The following is an 18,391-nucleotide window of genomic DNA, read 5'->3' on the forward strand; positions in this document are numbered from 1 at the left end:
GTCACACCGGCGGGGTTGCCCGGCCCTGCATGGCCTCCCAGACGCGGGCCGGTGTGCAGGGCATGTCCATATGCGTGACGCCGAAGGGAGCCAGCGCGTCCACCACCGCATTGACGATGGCCGGCGGCGAGCCCACGGTGGCGGATTCGCCGATGCCCTTCGCTCCGATGGGATGGTGCGGCGAAGGGGTCACGGTGAAGCCGGTCTCCCAGTCGGGCACCTCCATCGCGGTGGGAATCAGGTAGTCCATGAAGGAGCCGCCGAGGCAGTTGCCGTCGTCGTCGAATTCGATGATCTCCATCAGCGCCATCCCCACGCCGTCCGTGAGCCCGCCGTGGACCTGGCCCTCGATGATCATCGGGTTGATCCGAGTGCCACAGTCGTCGACGGCGATGAAGCGGCGGACCTTGACCCGTCCCGTCCCCGGGTCCACGTCCACCACGCAGATGTAGGCGCCGAACGGGAACGTCAGGTTCGGCGGGTCATACGTCACCTCCGCGTCCAGGTTCCCGTCGATGCCTTCGGGCAGCGCGAGTGTGCCGTGGGCGGCCAGCGCGATCTCGGCGATGGTCCTGCCGGCGCCCGGATCGCCCTTGACGAACCAGCGGCCCTTTTCCCATTCCAGGTCCTCGGCCCGCGTCTCCAGCATCGCCGCGGCGATGAACTTGGCCTTCTCCCGCACCTTGCGGGCGACCAGGGCGACGGCGCCTCCGCTGACCGGTGTCGACCGGCTGCCGTACGTGCCCAGGCCGAACGGGGTCTGGTCCGTGTCGCCGTGCACCACGTCGATATCCTCCGGCGGGATGCCGAGCTCCTCGGCGACGATCTGCGCGAACGTGGTTTCGTGCCCCTGCCCCTGCGACTGCACCGAGAGCCGGACCACGGCCTTGCCGGTCGGATGCACCCGCAGTTCGGCGCCGTCCGCCATGCCCAGGCCGACGATGTCGAAATGCTTCCGCGGGCCGGCGCCGACGGTCTCGGTGAAGAAGGAGACGCCGATGCCCATCAGTTCGCCGCGTTCGCGCTTCTCCGCCTGCTCGCGCCGCAGGTCCTCGTAGCCCGCCAGCTGCATGGACAGCCGCATCGCCGGCGCATAGTTGCCCGAGTCGTATTCCCAGCCGGTCTTGTTCTTGTAGGGGAACTGCTCGGGCCGGATGAAGTTCTTCAGCCGCAGTTCGGCCGGGTCCATCTGCAGCTTCGCGGCCAGCACGTCCACCATCCGCTCCACCAGGTAGACGGCTTCGGTGACGCGGAACGAGCAGGCGTAGGCGACGCCGCCGGGGGCCTTGTTGGTGTACACGCCGGTGACCGAGCAGTAGGCGGCCTCAAGGTCGTAGCTGCCGGTGAAGATGCTGAAGAAGCCGGCCGGGTTCTTGGTCGGCTGGGCGGTGGCGTTGAACGCTCCGTGGTCGGCCAGCACGCTGGTGCGGACGGCCAGGATCTTCCCGTCCCGGGTGGCGGCGATTTCGCCCTTCATCAGGTAGTCCCGGGCGAAGGAGGTGGACATCAGGTTCTCCGACCGGTCCTCGACCCACTTGACCGGCTTGCCGGTGAGGATCGAACCGACGACGGCCAGGATGTAGCCCGGATAGATGCCCACTTTGTTCCCGAAACCGCCGCCGATGTCCGGCGAAACCACGCGGATCTTGTGCTCGGGGATGCCGGCCACCATGGCGTAGAGCGTCCGGTGGGCGTGCGGGGCCTGCGTCGTTTCGTACAGCGTCAGGCCGCCGTCGATCGGATCGAAGTCCGCCACGGCGCCGCAGGTCTCCATCGGGGCCGGATGCACGCGCGGATAGACCATCTCCTGGGCAACCGTCACGTCGGCCCGCGCGAACACCGCGTCGGTGGCGCCGGCGTCGCCCATCTCCCAGTCGAAGATCCGGTTGTCGGCGCGGCCCTCGATGTCGTCCCGGATGACCGGCGCGTCCGCGTCCAGCGCTCGCCGCGCGTTGACCACCGGAGGCAGGATGTCGTACTCCACCTCGATCAGCTCCAGCGCGTCCCGGGCGGCGTAGCGGTCCTCGGCGACCACGAAGGCCACCTCCTGGCCCTGGAAGCGGACCTTGTCCGTGGCCAGCACTGCCTGCACATCGGCCGACAGCGTCGGCGCCCACGCCAGCTTGAGGCCCTCGAGGTCCTTGCCGGTGACCACGGCCTTGACCTTGGGATGCGCCGCCGCGGCGGTAGTGTCGATCGAGACGAGCCGCGCGTGCGCCACGGGCGAGCGCAGGATGGCCCCGTGCAGCATGCCCGGCAGCACGATGTCGTCGATGTAGCGGCCCTTGCCCCGGATGAACCGGGGATCTTCCTTGCGTTGGATCCGGCCGAAGCCGACCGGCCGGTCCGGATCCCCGGCAGCCGGGTTGGCCGGATGGTCCTGGGTGCTGGTCATGCCCGCACCTCCTCCTCGTCGGTCCCGGTGCCGGGTGCGTCCCCGGCGCCGGCCGGATGCTCCGCCGCCCACTGCACGGAGCGCACGATCGTGGCGTAGCCCGTGCAGCGGCAGATTTGTCCGGAAATGGCCTGCCGGATCTGCAGCTCGTCCGGGTGCGGATTCCTGTCCAGCAGGGCCCGGGCGGTGAGCATCATGCCCGGCGTGCAGAACCCGCACTGCAGCCCGTGCTCGGCCATGAAGCCCTGCTGCACCGGATCCAGCGACCCGTTCGAAGCCAGCCCTTCCACCGTCCGGACTTCGTGCCCGGCCGCCGAGGCGGCGAGGACGGTGCAGGATTTCACCGGCTGCCCGTCCAGCAGGACCACGCAGGTGCCGCAGTTGGTGGTGTCGCAGCCCCAGTGCGTGCCGGTGAGCCCGAGCTCCTCGCGGATAAAGTGGACCAGCAGGACCCGTGGTTCGATCTCGCGCGTGACGTCTTCGCCATTGACTTTCATGCTGACCTGCATCGTTCAGCCTTCCCGTTCCGCGCCGGCGCGCTGGCACGCCCGGCGCAGGACCCGCCGGGTGAGCTCGTCGGCCAGATGCCTCTTGTAGTCCACCGGTCCGCGCTGGTCCGCCACCGGGTCGCACGCCGCCGCGGCCGCCCGGCCCGCCTCGGCGAACAGCTCCTCGGAGGGATGTTTCCCCCGCAGCAGCGTTTCCGCTTCCGTCGCGGTACCCTCCAGCCCGACGGCGGTAAGCCCGACGGCGGCGTCATCGATCGTTCCGTCCGGTGCCAGTGCGACCGCTGCCCCCGCGGCGGCCACGGCCCAGTCGCCGACGCGGCGCTCGACCTTCTCGTAGGCGCTGCCGGAACGCTGCCGGACGTCCAGCCTGACTTCGCACAGCAGCTCGGTCTGTTCGAGCGCCGTCTCGTACGGGCCGCGGTGGAACTCGTCCATTCGGAGCACGCGCTCGCCGTTCGGCCCCCGGATCACGGCCTCGGCCCGCAGCACCCTGCACACCGTGGAAAGGTCCTCGGCCGGATCCGCCTGGCAGAGCGAGCCGCCTATCGTGCCGCGGTTGCGGACCACGGGATCGGCGATCACCTGCTCGGCGTCGCGGACGATCGGAAAGAGCCGGCCCACGTCGGAGGATTCGAGCAGCGTGGTATGCCTGGTCATCGCGCCGATGCGCAGCACGTCCGCGTCCTGCCGGATGTAGTCCAGCTCGGTGAGTTCATTGATATCGATCAGCCACTCGGGCCGGGCCAGCCGGAGCTTCATCATGGGCAGCAGGCTGTGCCCTCCGGCCAGCACACGGGACTCCGGGCCGTGCTGCTGCAGCAGCGCCAGGGCGTCGTCGATGCTGCTGGCACGGACATAATCGAAGGCAGCAGGAATTTGCATATGCACCACATCCCCAACATGCGCCCCGCATCCTCGAGGGGCTCGAATAGGGCCAGTGTTGTTGGTGAAAGTGGATAAGTCAAGCAAATCGGACATCGATTGGCTTTCCTCAATCGCGGTGCTGTTCTAGGCTGGTGGCGTGTCCCATGCCACAGTCCCGAAACAGCTGACCAAGACCGTGATTTCGGCCCGCGACCTCGCCAAAAGGTACGGGGATTTCGCCGCGGTCGACGGCATCTCCTTCGACGTGCCGGCGGGGGAGTCCTTCGGCCTGCTCGGGCCCAACGGCGCCGGCAAGTCCACCACGATGCGGATGATCGGCGGCGTCTCGCAGCGCACCTCGGGCGAGCTGTCCATCATGGGGCTGGACCCGGAACGGAACGGGCCGGAGGTGCGGGCCCATCTGGGCGTGGTGCCGCAGCAGGACAACCTGGATGACGAGATCCGGGTCCGCGACAACCTGATCGTCTACGGCCGCTACTTCGGCCTGCCCTACAGCTACCTGCGGCCCAAGGCGGACGAGTTGCTGGAGTTCGCGCAGCTGACCGACAAAGCGAAGGCACGGGTGGACTCGCTCTCCGGCGGCATGAAGCGCCGGCTGACCATCGCCCGCTCGCTGATCAACGAGCCGAAGATCCTGCTGCTGGACGAGCCGACCACCGGCCTGGACCCGCAGGCCCGCCACATCCTCTGGGACCGGCTGTTCCGGCTGAAGGAGCAGGGCGTGACGCTGGTGCTTACCACGCACTACATGGACGAGGCGGAGCAGCTCTGCGACCGGCTGATCGTCGTCGACAAGGGCCGGATCATGGCAGAAGGTTCGCCGGCGTCGCTGATCCACGAGTACTCCACGCGGGAGGTGCTGGAGCTGCGCTTCGGGTCGCAGCGCAACTCCACCGTCGCGGGCCAGCTGGAGGGCATCGGCGAACGGCTCGAGACCCTGCCGGACCGGGTCCTGATTTACGCGAACGACGGCGAAGCGGCCCTTGAGCAGGTCCATTACCGGGGGCTTCATCCGGTGACCTCGCTGGTGCGCCGCTCGAGCCTGGAGGACGTATTCCTCCGGCTGACCGGCAGGAGCCTCGTTGACTGACCCGCAGCGGCCCACGCTCCGGGAGGCCGACGCGACGGCGCCGCTGCTTTCCCTGCGGGTGCCGCTGACCCCGGAAGAGTCCGCCGCCAGGGCGCGGCGGTTCGGCTCCCTGTACTTCGCCGAGCACTGGCTGCGCACGATGCGCGGCTACGGCTGGACCGTGGTGATGACCGCCGTCGGGACGCCGCTCGTGTACCTCTTCGCCATGGGCGTCGGGCTCGCGACGCTGATCGACGCGAACACCGGAGCCTCCCTCGGCGGCGGCAGCGGTGACAGCCTGCCCTACCTGGTGTTCGTGGCACCCGCGCTGCTCGCGACGGCCGGCATCATGGTCGCCGCCGAGGAGAACACCTACTCGGTGATGTCCGGCTTCAAGTGGCGCCGGACCTACTACGGCCCGAACGCGTCGCCGCTTTCCAGCGCGCAGCTGGTCAACGGGCACAGCCTCGGCGTGCTGTTCCGGCTGCTCCTGACGACCGGGCTCTACTACTTGTTCCTGCTGCTGTTCGGCGCCGTCCCCGACCCCGCCGGCTGGCTGATGATCTTCTCCGCGGCCCTGGGCGGCATGGCCTTCGGGCTGCCGCTGATGGCGTACGCCTCCAGCATCGTCGAGGACAAGGGCCAGTTCGCCATGGTGCAGCGCTTCGTGGTCATGCCGCTCTTCCTGTTCTCCGGCACCTTCTTCCCGCTTGCGTCGATGCCGTGGGCCGTGCAGTGGATCGGCTGGATCTCGCCGCTGTGGCACTCCACCGAGCTCGGCCGGGTGCTCAGCTACGGCTATGCCGAACCGGCCTGGCTGACCGCGGCGCACGTGCTCTACCTCGCCGTCCTGGCCGCCGCCGGCTGGGTCCTGGCCAAGCGCAACTACACCAGGAGGCTGGGCACTTGAGCCTCCGCAATGACGAGGCCGGGCAGGCGCTCCCGCCCGCCGGCAGGCTCCGGCCGAGCCCCGCGCGCCGCCCCCTCGGTTCCCTCTACTCCGGAAACGTCCGTGCCGTCGTCGGACGCGGGCTGAAGGCGACCTGGGGGAGCAACTGGGCGGTCATGGCCAGCGGCTTCGTCGAACCGGTGCTGTACCTGATTGCCATGGGAATCGGGCTCGGCTCGCTGGTGGGAACCGTGGAGGGGCCGGGCGGCACCGAAATCAGCTACATCGCCTACATCGCGCCGGCGCTGCTGGCGGTGTCCGCGATGAACGGCGCGGTGTACGACTCGACCTGGAACGTGTTCTTCAAGCTCAACTTCGCCAAGCTCTACCAAGGCATGCTGAACACCTCGCTGGGTCCGCTGGACGTAGCGCTGGGCGAAATCACGCTGGCCCTGCTCCGCGGCGCACTCTATGCCACCGGCTTCACCGCGGTCATGGGCATGATGGGCCTGCTCACCACGCCGTGGGCGCTGCTGATGATCCCGGCCTCCGTGCTGATCGCCTTCGGCTTCGCCTCGTTCGGGATGGGCATCACCAGCTTCATGAAGACGTTCCAGCAGATGGACTGGATCAACTTCATCATGCTGCCGATGTTCCTGTTCTCCGCCACGTTCTACCCGCTCAGCGTCTACCCGGAGCCGATCCAGTGGCTGGTCCAGGCGATGCCGCTGTGGCATGGCGTGGAGCTGCTGCGCCAGATCAGCGCCGGCGCGTTCACCGCGGCCACCGGCATCCACGTTCTCTACTACGTGGTCATGATCGGACTCGGGCTGGTGCTGACCACAGGCCGCCTGCGCACGCTGTTCCTGAAGTAGGACGCTGCTTCCTATTTCATGGACGGCGTGCGTCGGCCGGGCAGCCTTCTTGGCCGGCACAGCGTCCTGCCGGCACAGCGTCCTGCCGGCGAGGCGGCCGGGGCAGCCTTCTTGGCCGGCACAGCCCGGCCAGCAACGGCGGCGGCCCGTCTCGTGCGCAGATCAGCCCCGTTCAACAGGCGTCGGCCCGTCTCGTGCGCAGATCAGCCCAGTATGGGACCTCAACACTGTATTGATCTGCTCACGAAACCATCGATGGGCCCACGAAATCGGCGGCCCCGGGGGGAAACACCGCGGCTTCGTTCTCGCTGAGAGCCTGCCGCCTAGGCTCCCCCAAAGTCACGTTAGCCCGTCTATCTGCAGGGTCACGCTAGCTCGTCTTTCTGCAGAGTCACGCCCTATCTGCAGGGTCACGCTAGCTCGTCCTTCTACAGGGTTACGCCGCGTCCTGCTCCCAACCGCCGCGCCTCAGCATTCGGCTGACCTTGCCCACCACGTGGGCTTCGCCGCGCTTCATGTCCGTTTTGTTGATCTTCGCCTGATGCCACAGCAATGATGACGTGGTGTAATCGCGGTCATGGTCGGAGGCCTGCTGCTCCGGGGACAAATGATGCGTGCCCTCGTATTCCACGCAGGTCCGGAATTCGGGACAGCCCAAATCCGTCCAGATCCTCGGGTACCCGGATGCGTCGCAGATGGGATAGTTCGGGTGGAACTCCGGGAGGCCGGCCCGCTGCAGCATCATCCGCAGACGTGATTCCGGCGGCGAGTCGACGCCGACACGGACCAAGGCCAGGGCCTTTCGGCACCTTCCCAGCCCGGGGACACGCGACTTCGACGCGATGTAGGCACGCAACTCGCCGAGTGGCACCTTCGCCTCCCGGGCCGGGCCGAAGTTCCGGTTGTGCTCGGAGACCAAGTCGTCGGCTATGACCACCAGATCCTCCACGCCGAATATGCTGGCCAGGTCCAACCAGGTCCGCGCCCTTGATGTCACCGCGACGCCATCCAGCATGACGATGTCACCCTCGTCCATCCGAAGGCGCCTTCCCCGGACATACTTCCGCCGCGGAGCCGCTGCTCCACGCGGACGCGACACATCCAGAAGCGGTGGACATTCAAAGCCGACAGGCATCGGGAAGCCATGGATTCGGGCTGCGGTGAGATGGCTGATCACGGAGCCTGCGGTGACATCCGTATAGGGCCGGCATCGTTGGAGCAGCGACAGGTCCACTCCAACCGGGACACGAATGGCCCGGCTTGGAGTGCGCACATCGTTCGCGGCGGTGCGGCGCCGCGGTACGCCCAAGCCATCCGACTCGGAGAGCAGGAAGGGCCTTGAGCCGAGCGGCTCCGGCAGCGGGACACGGCGGTTCATCCCACTATTAGGCCTGCTTCAGGGGCTGGCTGCAGAAGTTTTCCACAGTCGGACGCTGGAACGGATCACCACCCGCATCGCGCCGCACCTGGGATGGACTCCCGCGGCGTGACGGCAGGCGAGCGGGCAACCGCCGGCGCCCGTTCGCCTGCGGTGGAAGCCGGCCGCGGCAGCGGCCCCGATTTGAGAGAATAGGCGCATGCAATCCTTGGGCAGCTCATCCCCGAATACGTCCGCCAGCCGGGCCGTCCCCTTCAAGGCCGGAAACATCGGCATCGCCGTGATGGTGCTGGTGTTCCTCTTCGCCGTGGTGTTCGCGGCCAACCAGAACGATGTGATCGGCTGGATCGTGGCCATCATCGCCCTTGGCTGGCTGGTGCTGGCCGCGTTCGTGGTCTTCAGCGTCCGCGGCGCCACCAGGAAGGCCAAGGAGAAGTTCGCGACCGCGCAGGCCGGCTTCGCCGCGCAGCAGGCCGCCGCTTCGCCCGGTACAACCACGCTGGTGGAGGAACACGTGGCCCGGGCCAACTCGGTGCGCGACGAGAAGCTGGACCACAGCTTCAAGATCGTGCAGGTGCAGGCCCAAGTGATCCGCGACCATCTGGGCAGGGACGAGGGCATGGTGGCCCGGGCGATCGAGACGATCGAGATCACCGCGCACAACGGGCGCGGCATGATCAAGAACAACGACGGCGAGGGGCCCGTCACGGGCACGGTTATCAACTGAGCTACGGGCTTGGGTAAGGTAGTCGAGTGAGTTTGGCACCCGTAAGCGTCATTGAGGAAACCACCGGCTCGGCAGTGGCAGCAGCCACGCCCGCGGGGCACCGGCTGAGGGTGGCCACGGTCAACGTCAACGGCATCCGCGCTGCCTACAAGCGCGGCATGGGGGACTGGCTGGCGGACCGGGACGTTGACATCCTCTGCCTCCAGGAAGTGCGAGCTCCGGACGCAATCGTCCGCAGCTTGCTCGGGGACGGGTGGCACATCCTCCACGCCGAGGCCGAAGCCAAGGGCCGCGCCGGCGTCGCCATCGCCTCCCGCATGGCCCCGGTCGCCACCCGCGACCACATCGGGGACGAATACTTCCTGACCTCCGGCCGCTGGGTCGAGGCGGACTTCGAAGTCCCGGACGCCGGGGGCACCAAGCTGCTCACCGTCGTCAGCGCCTACGTGCACTCCGGCGAGGCGGACACACCGAAGCAGCTGGACAAGTACCGCTTCCTCGATGTCATGGCCGGCCGCCTCGCCGACCTGAGGAACGGCAAGGACTACGCGCTGGTCGTCGGTGACCTGAACGTCGGACACACCGCGCTGGACATCAAGAACTGGAAGGGCAACGTCAAGAAGTCGGGGTTCCTGCCCGAGGAACGCGCCTACTTCGACCGGTTCTTCGGCGACGAGTTCGGCTGGAAGGACGTCCAGCGCGTCTTCGCCGGCGACGTGGCCGGGCCCTACACCTGGTGGTCCTGGCGCGGACAGGCCTTCGACAATGACGCGGGCTGGCGCATCGACTACCAGATGGCCACCCCCGAACTCGCGGAGCTGGCCGCCCACGCGGTCGTGGACCGCGCCGCCAGCTATGACGCCCGCTTCTCGGACCACGCCCCCGTGGTCGTGGACTACCAGTTCTAAGGACGAGATGACCAGCACAACTGAAACCAGCGGAAAGCCCGAAACCAGCGGCAGCCCGGCGGCCGCCTCCGGCCTCGCGCAGGCGACGCGGCGGCGGCTGCTGTCCGGCATGCAGCCCTCGGCGGATTCCCTGCACCTGGGCAACTACTTGGGCGCGCTCGTCAACTGGGTCGGCATGCAGGACGAATACGAGGCGATCTACTTCGTCCCGGACATGCACGCCATCACGGTGCAGTACGACCCCGCGGACCTCGCCCGGCGCACCCGGGTCACGGTGGCTCAGTACATCGCCGGCGGCATCGACATCGAAAAGTCCACCCTGTTCGTCCAGTCCCATGTGCCCGAGCACGCGGAGCTGGCGTGGGTGCTCAACTGCATCACCGGCTTCGGCGAGGCCTCGCGGATGACGCAGTTCAAGGACAAGTCGGCCAAGCAGGGCTCGGAGAACGCCAGCGTCGGACTGTTCGCCTACCCCGTGCTGATGGCAGCCGACATCCTGCTCTACCGTCCCTACGGCGTACCGGTGGGGGAGGACCAGCGGCAGCACCTGGAGCTGGCCCGCAACCTGGCCCAGCGCTTCAACCACCGCTATGGCGAGACGTTCGTCGTGCCGGAGGCCGTGATTCCGGCGGAGGGCGCCAAGATCTACGACCTGCAGAATCCGAACGCCAAGATGTCCAAGTCGGCGGATTCCCCGGCGGGCCTGATCAACATCTTGGACAACCCGAAGGCCGCGGCCAAGAAGATCAAGTCGGCGGTCACGGATGACGGCACGGAGATCCGCTTCGACCGGGAGGCCAAGCCGGGCATCTCCAACCTGCTGACCATCTATTCGACGCTGAGCGGCAGGAGCATCGACTCCATCGTCGCGGACTACCAGGGCAAGATGTACGGGCACCTTAAGGTGGACCTTGCCGAGCTCGTGGTGGAGCGGCTGGCGCCCATCCAGGCCCGGGCCCAGGAGCTGCTGGACGATCCGGCCGAGCTGGACCGGCTGCTGGCCCGCGGCGCCGAGAAGGCTCGCGCCATCGCGTCTGCCACGCTGGCGGACGTCTACGACAAGGTCGGTTTCCTCCCCGCGGGAGCCAGGCGCTAGCAATGTGCGGGCAGCACCTGCAGGCCAAAGCTACCGTCACTAACGACGGCGATCCCCGACCGGGTGCCCGGAGCGGCTGCGTCGGGGTGGTCATTTCCATCCCCGAGCCGTTGGCCGGCGAGCTCGAAAGCTGGCGGGCGTCGTTCGGAGATCCGCTCGCGGCGGTCATTCCGCCGCATATCACCCTGGTCACCACGACGCCTGTTGAAGACTGGGAGGAGACGACCGAACACGTGCGCCGCATCGCGAGGACCCAGGCACCGTTCACCGTGGGACTGCGCGGTACCGGCAGCTTCCGCCCGGTATCCCCGGTGGTCTTCCTGAACATCGCCGAAGGTTTCGAGGACTGCGTAGCTTTGCACGGCAAGCTGCAATCCGGCCCGCTGGAACGGGATCTGGAGTTCGGTTTCCACCCGCACCTCACCGTGGCGCACGATGTCAGCCAGGCCGGGATGGACGCCGCCGAAGAGAAGCTGGCCGACTATGCCTCGACTTTCACGGTCAGTAGCATGGGCTTGTACGAGCACGACCAATCGGGCGTGTGGATCCTACGGGAAGAGCTGAGCTTTGACGCGGAGCCGGAGAATGCCGGCTGTGCCGGAGGCGGCGGGGACTGACTCCCAGGAGCCGCTTCCGCTCAAGCGCGGCCAGCTGCGCAACGAAGTATCCAGGCGCCGGCGCGAGTTCAACCGGGCCCGGCGCGAAGCGGGGATCCTGAGGCAGCTGCTGGTTCTGGGCAGCTACGCGACGGCCTGGTTCAACGCAACCCTGCCGATGCGGGTCTGGAACCTCTACCTCATGCGCCGTGGGCCGTTGATGGCAGCAGGCAGCGCCTACAACATGTTCTTCTCGGTGGCGGCCATGCTGGTGGCCGGGTTCGCCGTGTTCGGCCTGGTCGCCTCCAACACGCCGCGGCTGCAGACTGCCATTATCTCGGTGCTCAACTATTCCGTTCCGGGCCTGATCGATACCGGCGGCGGCGGGTTCGTCACCCCTGAACAGCTCTTCTCCCACGGGGCGACCTTCAGCCTCACCCTGGTGATCTCGAGCATTACGCTGCTCCTGACCTCGCTGGGCTGGATCGCCGGCCTGCGCGACGGCATGCGGGGCGTTTTCGGGGTGCCACGGCTGACCGGGAACTATTTCCTGATCAAGCTCACGGACCTGGGCGTGCTGCTGCTGCTCACCGTGGCGCTGGTGCTCACCTCCATCCTGGTCATCGTCGCCGGCAGCCTGCTGGAAGCGGTGGCCCATTGGCTGCGGTTTGTCGGCGCGTGGGCGGAGCCGCTGGCCGTGGCCTCCGGCGTGCTCATCATGCTGCTGCTGGACATGGCCGTGGCGGTGGTGCTGTTCCGGCTCGCGTCGAGGCTGAGGATGAAGCCGGCCGTCATGTGGCAGGCCGCGCTGATCGTGGCCGCAGGCAGCGCCGCCCTGCGGTTCTTCGCGTCGGCGCTGCTCGACGGCGTGGCCAAGAATCCCCTGCTGGCGCCGTTCGCCGTCGTCCTTGGCCTGTTCGTCTGGTTCTTCTTCCTCAGCCAGCTCTATTTGGTCGCCGCGGCCTGGGGCGCGGTGGGAATGGCAGACGCCCGCTTGCCGGCCAGCAACAAGGACGTGCGCAGGCGTGCCAGGTCGGCGCGGCAGCAGTCCAGGCGCCTGCACGGCCGGCAGGGTCCGCGGCTGCGCCACCGGCGGGCCACCCACGCCGGTGCCTGAGCCGGTTCAGCCGGCCGGCAGGTACTGGTCGGCCCAGGCCGCGATCAGCAGGGCGGCACGGTCCGTCTGGACCTTGTCTGTCAGCAGGTGGTTGCTGCCCTCCAGCGAGATGAAGGACTTCGGGTGCTTGGCCGTCTCGAAGATCTGTCCCGCGTTGTCGATCCCCACGGTCTGGTCGGTGGGGGAGTGCATGACCAGCAGCGGCCGGTGCATGCCGTGGATGCAGGCGCTGAGGTCCGCCCGGCGCAGGTCGTCCACCAGCTGCTTCCGGACCTGCAGGCGCTTCCCGCCCAAGGTGACCTCGCCGATGCCCTCGCGCTCGACGTCGTCCATGGCCTCGTCGAGGAGGTGAAGCGCGTGGGACGGCTCAAACGGCGCCGAAATGGTCACCACCGCCTTTACCTCTTCCAATGATCCGATGGCGCCGAGGACCGCCGCTCCGCCCAGGGAATGGCCGATCAGGAGCGAGATGGGCCGCCCGGATTCGGCCATGAAGGCGGCGGCCTGCTTGATATCGTCCACCTTGGTCGAGAACGTGGTCTCCGACCAGTCCCCGGTGGAGCTGCCCAGGCCTGCCGCGTCGTAGCGGAGGACCCCGATCCCGTGGCGGGCCAGCGCCTTCGAGATCCGCGAAGCGGCGGCGCTGTTCTTGCCCAGCGTGAAGCCGTGGGCGAAGACCGCCCACGCCCGCACCTCGCCGTCGGGAACGTCCACGACCCCGGCCAGGGTCGCACCGCTGACGGACGGAAACTTGACGGTTTCGATGGACGGCATGGAGGGCCCTTTCACCGGGTGGCTGCGCTTAAGCGGCTGAGGTGCCGGCTCGACGAGCCGGCACCTCAGACCGAAGTTCGGGCCTTCGAGGGGCCGCGTGATCCCGCGGGGGATCAGATCTTGCGGTTCAGGACCGCCTGCTTGACCTCGGCGATGGCCTTGGTCACCTGGATGCCGCGGGGGCAGGCCTCGGTGCAGTTGAAGGTGGTGCGGCAGCGCCACACGCCTTCCTTGTCGTTGAGGATCTCCAGGCGCATGTCGCCCGCATCGTCGCGCGAGTCGAAGATGAAGCGGTGCGCGTTGACGATTGCTGCCGGGCCGAAGTACTGGCCGTCGGTCCAGAAGACCGGGCAGGACGAGGTGCAGGCGGCGCACAGGATGCACTTGGTCGTGTCGTCGAAGCGCTCACGGTCCTCGGCCGACTGCAGGCGCTCGCGCGTCGGCTCGTGGCCCGAGTTGATCAGGAACGGCATGATCTCGCGGTAGGACTGGAAGAACGGCTCCATGTCCACGATCAGGTCCTTCTCCACCGGCAGGCCCTTGATCGGCTCGACGAGGATCGGCTTGTCCGTGTCCAGGTCCTTCAGCAGGGTCTTGCAGGCGAGGCGGTTGCGGCCGTTGATGCGCATGGCATCCGAGCCGCAGACGCCGTGGGCGCAGGAGCGGCGGAAGGACACCGAGCCGTCGTGTTCCCACTTGACCTTGTGCAGGGCGTCCAGCACGCGGTCCGTGCCGTACATGGTCAGCTTGAACTCGTCCCAGCGGGCCTCCTCGGAGACCTCCGGGTCGTAGCGGCGGACCTTGAGCGTGATGTCGAAGCTGGGGATTTCTCCGCCGCCACCGACGCCGGGAGCCAGTTCGACCTTCGACGGTCCTTCGGGAATTTCGGTCGGGGTGGTCATCAGTACTTCCTCACCATCGGTTCGTAGCGCGTGAAGACCACAGGCTTGGTCTCCAGGCGGATGCCGGCCACATGCTCGGTCTCGGCGGTTTCGTCCATGTACGCCATCGAGTGCTTCATGAAGTTCACGTCGTCGCGGTCCGGGAAGTCCTCCCGGAAGTGGCCGCCGCGGGACTCCTGGCGGTGCAGCGCAGCGACGGTCATGACCTGGGCCATGTCCAGCAGGAAGCCCAGTTCGACGGCCTCCAGCAGGTCCAGGTTGAAGCGCCGGCCCTTGTCCTGGACGCTGATGTTCTTGTACCGCTCGCGCAGCGAGGCGATCACGTTCAGCGTTTCGTTCAGGGTCTCCTCGGTGCGGAACACCTGGACGTTGGCGTCCATCGTGTCCTGCAGTTCCTTGCGGAGCTGGGCCACGCGCTCGGTGCCGCTCGCCGCGCGGACGCCCTCGACCAGGTCGATCGTGAACCGGTCGGCGCTCTCCGGGACCTCGACGAAGTCGGCGGTCTTGGCGTATTCCGCCGCGGCGATGCCGGCGCGCTTGCCGAACACGTTGATGTCCAGCAGCGAGTTGGTGCCCAGGCGGTTGGAGCCGTGGACGGACACGCAGGCGACCTCACCGGCAGCGTAGAGGCCCGGGACAACCGTGTCGTTGTCCTGCAGGACCTCGGCCTTGATGTTGGTCGGGATGCCGCCCATGGCGTAGTGCGCGGTCGGGAACACCGGCACCGGCTCGGTGTACGGCTCCACGCCAAGGTAGGTGCGCGCGAATTCGGTGATGTCCGGCAGCTTGGCGTCGATGTGCGCCGGCTCCAGGTGCGTCAGGTCGAGCAGGACGTAGTCCTTGTTCGGGCCGCAGCCGCGGCCTTCGCGGACCTCGTTGGCCATCGAGCGGGCCACAATGTCGCGCGGCGCGAGGTCCTTGATGGTCGGCGCGTAGCGCTCCATGAACCGCTCGCCTTCCGAGTTGCGCAGGATCGCGCCTTCGCCGCGGGCGGCCTCGGAGAGCAGGATGCCCAGGCCGGCGAGGCCGGTCGGGTGGAACTGGAAGAACTCCATGTCTTCCAGGGGCAGGCCGCGGCGGAAGGCAATGCCCATGCCGTCGCCGGTCAGGGTGTGTGCGTTCGAGGTGGTCTTGAAGACCTTGCCCACGCCGCCGGAGGCGAAGACGACCGACTTGGCCTGGAAGACGTGGATCTCGCCGCTGGCCAGGTCGTAGCTAACGACGCCGGCAACGCGCTTCTGCTTGTAGGGCGTGCCATCGGCGCGGGTTGCGTCTTCCTCCACGAGCAGCAGGTCGAGTACGTAGTACTCGTTGTAGAACTCGACGTTGTGCTTAACGCAGTTTTGGTACAGGGTCTGCAGGATCATGTGGCCGGTGCGGTCCGCGGCGTAGCAGGCCCGGCGGACCGGGGACTTGCCGTGGTCGCGGGTGTGCCCGCCGAAGCGGCGCTGGTCGATCTTGCCTTCGGGGGTGCGGTTGAACGGCAGGCCCATCTTCTCCAGGTCCAGCACGGCGTCGATGGCTTCCTTGGCCATGACCTCGGCTGCGTCCTGGTCTACCAGGTAGTCACCGCCCTTGACGGTGTCGAAGGTGTGCCACTCCCAGTTGTCTTCCTCGACATTTGCCAGGGCGGCGCACATGCCGCCCTGGGCTGCGCCGGTGTGGGAGCGGGTGGGGTACAGCTTGGTCAGTACTGCGGTTCGCGCGCGTTGGCCGGATTCGATGGCTGCGCGCATACCGGCGCCACCGGCACCGACGATGACGACGTCGTACTTATGGACCTGCATACTGGATGCTCTTTCTGTTGAAACTAAAGGTTCTTCTCAAGGAAGCGGGCGCTGCGGTTGGCAGCGCCCGTCATGCCCTTACGGTGCCGGGCAGAAGGACGGCAGCAAGTCGGCTGCGGCGTTCGGCGGGCACGGATCGAAGGTGAAGATCACCAGGGTTCCAAGGACGATGATGACGGCGGTCGCCGCGTAGAGCACGGCCTTGAGCCAGAAGCGGGTGCCGTCCTTTTCCGCGTAGTCGTTGATGATGGTGCGGACGCCGTTGGTGCCGTGGAGCATGGCGAGCCAGAGCATGGCCAGGTCCCAGACCTGCCAGAACGGGTCGGCCCACTTGCCGGCGACGAAGCCGAAGTCGATGGCGTGGACGCCCTCGCCGACCATAAGGTTGACGAACAGGTGCCCGAAGACGAGCACCACGAGCACGAGGCCGGAGACGCGCATGAACAGCCACGCGAACATCTCGAAGTTGCCGCGGCTGCTGCCGTGCCGGTTGTACTCGGGAGCGATGCGCCCGGAGCGGGGCGCCTGGATTTCAGTTGTTGCTGCCATGATTAGTGACCCCCGGTAAACGCGAGCGTGAGGTGACGGATGAGGAACGGAACCATGACGACGACCCACAGTCCGATAACGCCCCAGAGCAGCTTGGCCTGGTACTTCGGGCCCTTCTTCCAGAAGTCCACGAGGATCACGCGGAGGCCGTTGAAAGCGTGGAAGACGATCGCGGCAACGAGGCCGGCTTCCAGGAGTGCCATGATCGGATTCTTGTACGTGTCGATCACGACGTTGTATGCCTCAGGAGATACGCGCACCAGAGCGGTGTCCAGAACGTGTACCAAGAGAAAGAAAAATATTGCGACGCCGGTGACGCGGTGTCCTACCCAGGACCACATGCCTTCGCGGCCGCGGTAGAGGGTCCCTGCTGGTGTCTTCGACACTGAATTAACCTCCCTGCATCGCAACGGCGCCAGCGTGGACCACGCAGAATTACGCCAGTGCGAGAGTGCTCTTTGTCAGATCTAATCTAGGCTTCGCTCAGAGCTTATTCAATTTGGGAACTCGCGGTGTGAGCTTTTTAACACCGACGCCGCGGTGGCGCGGAATGGTGCGGCACGCGCCGGGGCGGCGGCAGGATTTACGCAACTTAATTGTGCGCTATTTTCCCCGCGGCGGCTTGTTTCCTGTACGGCGGGAGCATTTGCCGCCTTCAGTGAAATCAGCCTACGGAATGACCCGCCGAGGCAGCGCCTGGTTTACCTTTGGAGTGATGACTACTGACAGGCCGCTGGGCCAGGACCCGGCTGAAGACGATGTGCTGGACCGGTTTTACGGGGTGATCCCGGCCGGTGGGGTGGGGACCCGGTTGTGGCCTTTGTCGCGGGCTGCGGCGCCGAAGTTCCTGCATGATTTGACGGGTTCGGGGAGCACGTTGATCCGGGCGACGTACGAGCGGCTGCGTCCGCTGTGCGACGGGCGGACGATGGTGGTGACCGGGGCGCTGCACCGGAAGGCGGTGATGGCGCAGCTGCCGGAGCTGGGTAAGGCGAACCTGGTGCTGGAGTCGGAGCCGAAGGATTCGGCGGCGGCGATCGGGCTGGCCGCTGCGATCCTGTACCGGCGGGATCCGAAGATCATCATGGGCTCGTTCGCCGCGGACCAGGTGATCAACCCGGTGGACCAGTTCCAGGACGCGGTGCGGGCGGCGGTGCATACCGCGGCCGAGGGGTACATCGTGACGATCGGGATCAAGCCGACGCACCCGTCGACCGGGTTCGGGTACATCCGGACCTCGGGCAGCCTGGGCATCGAGTGCGCGCCGACAGCCCGGGGCGTGGCGGAGTTCGTGGAGAAGCCCGACCAGGAGGCCGCGGAGGCGTACGTGGCGTCCGGGGAGTACCACTGGAACGCGGGCATGTTCGTCGCGCCGGTGGATCTGCTGCTGAAGCACCTGGAGACGAACGAGCCGCTGCTGTATGCGGGGCTGATGGAGATCGCCGCGGCCTGGGACACGCCGAAGCGGCGCGAGGTGGTGCGCCGGGTCTGGCCGGGGCTGCCGAAGACCGCGATCGACTACGCGGTGGCGGAGCCGGCCGCGGCGGCCGGGGACGTGGCGATGGTCCCGGGCGTGTTCTCCTGGGACGACGTCGGGGACTTCGCCGCGATCGGGCGGCTGAACGCGGCGTCGGAGACGAACAACCTGACCGTGCTCGGCGACGGGGCGAGGGTCTACGCGGAGAAGGCCACCGGCGTCGTGGTCTCCGACACCAAACGCGTGATCGCGCTGATCGGGATCGACGACGTCGTGATCGTCGACACCCCGGACGCGCTGCTGGTCACCACCAAGGAACACGCCCAGCAGGTCAAGAAGGCCGTCGAACACCTCCGCGCCAGCGGCGACACCGACGTCCTCTAGCCGTCTCTTCGCGGCCCGCCCGCCGCGCCGGGCGGGATTTCCGCGCAGGGAGAGGGCACGGCCCGACGGCACTG

General features: G+C 67.4%; 18 protein-coding genes. 9 read left to right on the forward strand and 9 right to left on the reverse strand.

Features of this window, described 5'->3' with window-relative positions:
• Nucleotide 1 precedes the first annotated feature (1 nt).
• From WFH44_RS00630 to WFH44_RS00640, 3 genes are read right to left on the reverse strand one after another with little or no spacing between them, the layout of a single operon-like run.
• Nucleotides 2-2,395, reverse strand: a complete 2,394-nt coding sequence (locus WFH44_RS00630; protein WP_336710898.1) for an aerobic carbon-monoxide dehydrogenase large subunit — start codon at nt 2,393-2,395, stop codon at nt 2-4.
• Nucleotides 2,392-2,904, reverse strand: coding sequence for a (2Fe-2S)-binding protein (locus tag WFH44_RS00635; protein WP_442892844.1), 513 nt, complete (start codon nt 2,902-2,904; stop codon nt 2,392-2,394). Before WFH44_RS00635 ends, WFH44_RS00630 begins: the two co-directional genes overlap by 4 nt.
• A gap of 3 nt (nt 2,905-2,907) precedes the next feature.
• The gene (locus tag WFH44_RS00640; protein ID WP_336710902.1) at nt 2,908-3,786 is read right to left on the reverse strand and encodes an FAD binding domain-containing protein; all 879 of its coding nucleotides are present in this window, start codon (nt 3,784-3,786) and stop codon (nt 2,908-2,910) included.
• 139 nt (nt 3,787-3,925) lie between these two features.
• On the opposite strand from WFH44_RS00640, the gene WFH44_RS00645 reads away from it, so the two are divergent.
• Genes WFH44_RS00645 through WFH44_RS00655 form a run of 3 tightly spaced genes read left to right on the forward strand, consistent with a single transcriptional unit; the run spans nt 3,926 to nt 6,622 of the window.
• The gene (locus WFH44_RS00645; protein WP_336710904.1) at nt 3,926-4,879 is read left to right on the forward strand and encodes an ABC transporter ATP-binding protein; all 954 of its coding nucleotides are present in this window, start codon (nt 3,926-3,928) and stop codon (nt 4,877-4,879) included.
• Nucleotides 4,872-5,768, forward strand: a complete 897-nt coding sequence (locus WFH44_RS00650; protein ID WP_336710905.1) for an ABC transporter permease — start codon at nt 4,872-4,874, stop codon at nt 5,766-5,768. Before WFH44_RS00645 ends, WFH44_RS00650 begins: the two co-directional genes overlap by 8 nt.
• Entirely contained in the window at nt 5,765-6,622 is an 858-nt protein-coding gene (locus WFH44_RS00655; protein ID WP_336710907.1) for an ABC transporter permease, read from the forward strand. Before WFH44_RS00650 ends, WFH44_RS00655 begins: the two co-directional genes overlap by 4 nt.
• 436 nt (nt 6,623-7,058) lie before the next feature.
• Here the strand turns inward: WFH44_RS00655 and WFH44_RS00660 are convergent, their stop codons facing one another.
• Nucleotides 7,059-7,658: a hypothetical protein gene (locus tag WFH44_RS00660; protein ID WP_336710909.1), complete on the reverse strand. Its 600-nt coding sequence runs from the start codon at nt 7,656-7,658 to the stop codon at nt 7,059-7,061.
• A gap of 541 nt (nt 7,659-8,199) precedes the next feature.
• Between WFH44_RS00660 and WFH44_RS00665 the strand changes: the two genes are divergently transcribed.
• From WFH44_RS00665 to WFH44_RS00685, 5 genes are all read left to right on the forward strand, one after another.
• Nucleotides 8,200-8,727 carry a hypothetical protein gene (locus WFH44_RS00665; RefSeq protein ID WP_336710911.1) on the forward strand — a complete coding sequence of 176 codons (528 nt, stop codon included), beginning with the start codon at nt 8,200-8,202 and terminating at the stop codon, nt 8,725-8,727.
• A gap of 74 nt (nt 8,728-8,801) precedes the next feature.
• On the forward strand, nt 8,802-9,635 hold the full coding sequence (locus WFH44_RS00670; protein WP_336711775.1) for an exodeoxyribonuclease III: 834 nt from the start codon (nt 8,802-8,804) through the stop codon (nt 9,633-9,635).
• A gap of 7 nt (nt 9,636-9,642) precedes the next feature.
• Nucleotides 9,643-10,731, forward strand: a complete 1,089-nt coding sequence (trpS, locus tag WFH44_RS00675; protein ID WP_336710913.1) for a tryptophan--tRNA ligase — start codon at nt 9,643-9,645, stop codon at nt 10,729-10,731.
• 2 nt (nt 10,732-10,733) lie between these two features.
• Nucleotides 10,734-11,348: a 2'-5' RNA ligase family protein gene (locus WFH44_RS00680; RefSeq protein WP_336710915.1), complete on the forward strand. Its 615-nt coding sequence runs from the start codon at nt 10,734-10,736 to the stop codon at nt 11,346-11,348.
• Nucleotides 11,326-12,444, forward strand: a complete 1,119-nt coding sequence (locus WFH44_RS00685) for a YihY/virulence factor BrkB family protein (protein ID WP_336710916.1) — start codon at nt 11,326-11,328, stop codon at nt 12,442-12,444. The genes WFH44_RS00680 and WFH44_RS00685 overlap by 23 nt, the downstream gene beginning before the upstream one ends.
• A 6-nt stretch (nt 12,445-12,450) precedes the next feature.
• Here the strand turns inward: WFH44_RS00685 and WFH44_RS00690 are convergent, their stop codons facing one another.
• From WFH44_RS00690 to sdhC, 5 genes are all read right to left on the reverse strand, one after another.
• The gene (locus WFH44_RS00690; protein WP_336710917.1) at nt 12,451-13,218 is read right to left on the reverse strand and encodes an alpha/beta hydrolase family protein; all 768 of its coding nucleotides are present in this window, start codon (nt 13,216-13,218) and stop codon (nt 12,451-12,453) included.
• A gap of 113 nt (nt 13,219-13,331) precedes the next feature.
• Complete coding sequence (locus tag WFH44_RS00695) at nt 13,332-14,120, reverse strand: succinate dehydrogenase iron-sulfur subunit (protein ID WP_336710918.1); 789 nt, start codon at nt 14,118-14,120, stop codon at nt 13,332-13,334.
• Complete coding sequence (gene sdhA, locus WFH44_RS00700; protein ID WP_336710919.1) at nt 14,120-15,907, reverse strand: succinate dehydrogenase flavoprotein subunit; 1,788 nt, start codon at nt 15,905-15,907, stop codon at nt 14,120-14,122. Before sdhA ends, WFH44_RS00695 begins: the two co-directional genes overlap by 1 nt.
• Nucleotides 15,908-15,985: 78 nt before the next feature.
• Nucleotides 15,986-16,456: a succinate dehydrogenase hydrophobic membrane anchor subunit gene (locus tag WFH44_RS00705; RefSeq protein WP_264793861.1), complete on the reverse strand. Its 471-nt coding sequence runs from the start codon at nt 16,454-16,456 to the stop codon at nt 15,986-15,988.
• Nucleotides 16,457-16,458: 2 nt separating this feature from the next.
• Nucleotides 16,459-16,842: a succinate dehydrogenase, cytochrome b556 subunit gene (sdhC, locus tag WFH44_RS00710; RefSeq protein ID WP_336710920.1), complete on the reverse strand. Its 384-nt coding sequence runs from the start codon at nt 16,840-16,842 to the stop codon at nt 16,459-16,461.
• 329 nt (nt 16,843-17,171) lie between these two features.
• Between sdhC and WFH44_RS00715 the strand changes: the two genes are divergently transcribed.
• Nucleotides 17,172-18,317 (forward strand): mannose-1-phosphate guanylyltransferase, encoded by a 1,146-nt coding sequence (locus WFH44_RS00715; RefSeq protein ID WP_336710921.1) that lies wholly within the window; start codon nt 17,172-17,174, stop codon nt 18,315-18,317.
• The last annotated feature ends 74 nt before the right edge of the window (nt 18,318-18,391 follow it).

Origin of the sequence: Arthrobacter sp. USHLN218, from assembly GCF_037144715.1 — a bacterium.
Classification (GTDB): domain Bacteria; phylum Actinomycetota; class Actinomycetes; order Actinomycetales; family Micrococcaceae; genus Crystallibacter.